This is a genomic window from Sulfurovum sp. (genome assembly GCF_049668085.1).
GTDB lineage: Bacteria > Campylobacterota > Campylobacteria > Campylobacterales > Sulfurovaceae > Sulfurovum.
Genome location: NZ_JBATIY010000179.1, coordinates 1 through 3780 on the forward strand (window position 1 = coordinate 1; position 3780 = coordinate 3780).

Consider the following 3780-nt stretch of genomic DNA (forward strand, 5'->3'; position numbering starts at 1 on the left):
ACTTTACACAATGTTCTAGGTCAAATTTAACGCCATTTTTTTTACAGGCATCTGCAAAATATGCCGTTTCATCTTCTGGAGCATTATCATCAGCAGAGCAATCGTCACACAAGTAAAAGATAGGAAAAGGATCTGTAGGATTTAGAAAATGAGTCAGATCATTTTCTTTAGAGTCTGTTTTGGCAAATATAGAATCGTAAAAGTTTTTCTGTTCTGTATCTGCATCGTGTGTCTCTTGTAGTCTTATGTGCGGTGCATGTGCATAGACTGCATTTGCCTTGCATAAAATACCGTGTAAAATGGCCCCGTAGCCACCCATAGAACTTCCATACAGATAAATATGATCTTCACATTCATGCCCTTCGGCGATTTCAAGGATCAGCTTTTGTAAAAGATCTTTGACAAAAAAGTCTCCCTTCTCACCCAACCAGAAAGAACCTCTGTTTTCATATCCAAAATTATCTAGGGGCGTGAGTACATTCCACATCTTGTGCTCGAAGTGTGTTGCTTCAGCTTTTCCTTCCTCAGATAAGATAACAATCAAGGGTACAAAATTTGAAGCTATAGATGCAGGGGTGAAACGATAAAATAGTTTTCGCTTATTGTCATCTTCAATATATAAAAGGTCTTTATTAGTCATAGTTACGCTACCCCCATAGCTATTTTATTAATTCGTGTTTGGTTTAACCGGAGGAAAGGCTCTAATGGCATTTTTAATATGGTTTGGTGTTTTATCTGTCTCTTTGTATCCTGCTTTAAGAAGATCATAATAAGCAAACGGCATATAATGTTCTCGTGTGATGACCACTTTGGTTTTATTGATCTTTGCCCACTCAAACATTGACTTTGCCCCTTTTGCTCCTACATGTATACAACCATGAGACATCGCATCATCATTACCCATATGGATCGCATGTCCTTGCTGTGTAAACCATAAAGAAAAATCCATATTGTTTACACCAGAAGGGTCAGGAAATGACTTTGACATATAAAAACGTTCTTTTCGGAAGATATCAAAGATCCCTGATGGTGTTTCATGTCCTTTTGCCCCAGAAGAGATGATCGCAGCCCACCATATGACACCATCATCGTCTACCGCATACGCTGCACCGTCTGCACCTTTTTCCCTCAATGAAGCCACGATATAATCTTGACCTGCAAGATCTACAACTTTCTCCGTTCCATCCTTTTCCAACACTGCAAACTTTGACTTACTTAAAGGTAAAACCCTGCTTGTTGGATGTCCAGCCTGTAACAACTGTGCAGACAACATGGCTATGATTCCCATAGATAATAATTTTCTCATTTTGTTCTCCTTGTACTTATGATAGAATTTTGACAGATTATTAAGATATCATACTTTAAAATATTTAAATCAAGGAAGACCTATGAGAAAAATACTCAATATATCACTTGCTGTAGCTACATCTCTCTTATTGTCAGCATGTACAAGCTCTGCACCTACATTACCTGATTCAGCAGATTTTAAAAAGGGTAATCATGACGGTTGTGCTACGGCTAAAGGAGAATATACAAAAAACAGTGAGATGTTCAGAGGAAGCGCAGACTATCAGGATGGATGGTACTATGGGCGTAAACACTGTAATCCAGCGCAAAAAGTTCAATAAAAATACTTTCATTTTATGAGTTGAAAAGTTTCAACTGAAGGTCTTTAGTGAAAAACTTTATACAATAAAAAAGGTGTTAAATAATGTTTTGTCAATCATATGAAATTTTTCTCCATAAAGTAGCATGTATCACATGAAGCATATTTTTATAACGAACGGGGACCGTATTTCTAAATATGCAGGGCTGATATCCGCATTTTTGGTTGTGCTCCTTTCTCTTCTTGTCGCATATGACGCTGGGATGCGTTATCTTTTTTCAGCTGGCTCTATAGCACTTCAGGAAGTAGAGTGGCATCTTTTTGATGTGATATTCTTACTTGGCTTAACGTATGCGCTTAAACATGATAAACATGTCAGGGTAGACATATTTTTTGAGCGTTACTCTAAAGAGACTAAAGCCATCGTTCAGATATTCTCGATGCTGCTTTTGGTCATTCCTTTCTCTTTGGTCTTTTTGTCTGATTCTATGGATATGCTGACGCAGAGTTATCTGCAAAATGAAATTTCAAGTGATCCTGGAGGATTGACACATCGTTATCTCATTAAGGGCGTATTGGTACTCTCTTTTATTCTTCTTATTATACAGGCACTGAGTGAAATACTTAAAGCATTACAGAAGTTAGAGAGTAAAAAAACTTTTCTGCGTGTTTTTGGTATAGTGATCATACTGGGTGGGTTTATCTATACTGCATACCATTATGATATGGCATACTGGTTCGAGCCTGTACTGCTTATGTTTGCTTTGACACTTTTTTTACTGATGACAGGCTTTCAAGTGGCTTTTGTTTTTGCAGGGGTTGCACTGCTTTTTGCTGTGATTGATAATGATGTAGGGCTTTCAACTCTGGAGATGCTTCCATATAGAACGTATGGTATCATGGGAAACACGACACTCATGGCAGTGCCGCTCTTCATCTTTATGGGTCTGATCCTTGAAAAGTCTAAAATGGCAGAAGGTCTCTTGCTTTCTATGGCTAAACTTTTTGGATCTATTAGAGGTGGGTTGGCTATCTCTGTGGTATTGGTAGGAGCTATACTCGCTGCAAGTACAGGAATCGTAGGTGCATCTGTAGTGATGATGAGTCTCATAGCACTTCCCTTGATGCTTAAACATCATTACTCTCCTGTATTGGCTTCAGGTTCCATTGCTGCAAGTGGTACGCTTGGACAGCTTATACCTCCTTCCATTGTACTTATTATCCTTGGTGATCAGATGCATTTGTCTGTGGGTGACCTGTTCCGTGCTGCGGTAGTGCCAGGACTTTTACTCATAGCGTTGTATATCATTTACATCTTGATCATCTCATATATCAACAAAGATGTCGCTCCTGCTATTGCATCAGATGTAGCGTATGGCAGTGTACTTAAAGAGGCGATCAAAGAGATCATACCTCCTTTGCTCCTTATTGGTGTAGTATTGGGTTCTATCTTTGCAGGGATAGCATCACCTTCAGAATCTGCCGCTATAGGTGTACTAGGTGCTATGGTGTTGGCATGGAGTAAAAGAAATTTCTCATATGAAATGGTACGCTATGCTGCCATAGAGACAGTCAAACTTACTGCTATGATATTTATGATCCTTATTGGAGCGACAGCATTTTCACTGGTCTTCAATGAATTGGGTGGCGGAGATATGGCGATGGATTTCTTTGCTGGAGACATTGGAGAGCAGTGGATGTTCATCCTTATAGCTATGTTGGTCATTTTCCTGTTGGGATTTTTCATAGACTTTATAGAGATCGCTTTTGTGGTTGTACCTATCTTAGTACCTATAGTGGCATCATTTGGCATAGACCCTGTATGGTTCGCGATACTCATAGCGATGAATTTACAGGCATCATTTCTTACGCCACCATTTGGATTTGCACTCTTCTATCTCAAAGGTGCTGCAGGTGACAAGGTCACTACAGGAGACATATATAAAGGGGTCATCCCGTTCATAGGTTTACAGCTTTTGGCACTTCTTCTCATCATCGCTTATCCGGAGTTGATCTATCTGTTTGGAAAGTAGCATGAGTTATATGGGAAGTTAATATTGTTAGATAGTGTTTGAAAAAGTTTCGGGGAGTAAGCTTTATTCTTTTCCCGGTTCCTGTTTTTTGAGAGCTTCAAATTTTGAATAATCACCGGTGAGTTTAGCCTCTTTTCGTGC

General features: G+C 39.1%; 4 protein-coding genes. 2 read left to right on the top strand and 2 right to left on the bottom strand.

The window, feature by feature from the left end; all coding sequences use genetic code 11:
* Both WBM70_RS10940 and WBM70_RS10945 read right to left on the bottom strand, forming a co-directional pair.
* On the bottom strand, positions 1-640 hold a 640-nt coding region (locus tag WBM70_RS10940), incomplete at its 3' end, for a hypothetical protein (protein WP_424558535.1).
* Between the two features lie 27 nt (positions 641-667).
* On the bottom strand, positions 668-1306 hold the full coding sequence (locus tag WBM70_RS10945; RefSeq protein ID WP_424558536.1) for a L,D-transpeptidase: 639 nt from the start codon (positions 1304-1306) through the stop codon (positions 668-670).
* Positions 1307-1388: 82 nt separating this feature from the next.
* On the opposite strand from WBM70_RS10945, the gene WBM70_RS10950 reads away from it, so the two are divergent.
* Positions 1389-1628, top strand: coding sequence for a hypothetical protein (locus WBM70_RS10950; protein WP_424558537.1), 240 nt, complete (start codon positions 1389-1391; stop codon positions 1626-1628).
* Between the two features lie 133 nt (positions 1629-1761).
* Positions 1762-3639, top strand: a complete 1878-nt coding sequence (locus WBM70_RS10955) for a TRAP transporter large permease subunit (protein ID WP_424558538.1) — start codon at positions 1762-1764, stop codon at positions 3637-3639.
* Positions 3640-3780: the final 141 nt, after the last annotated feature.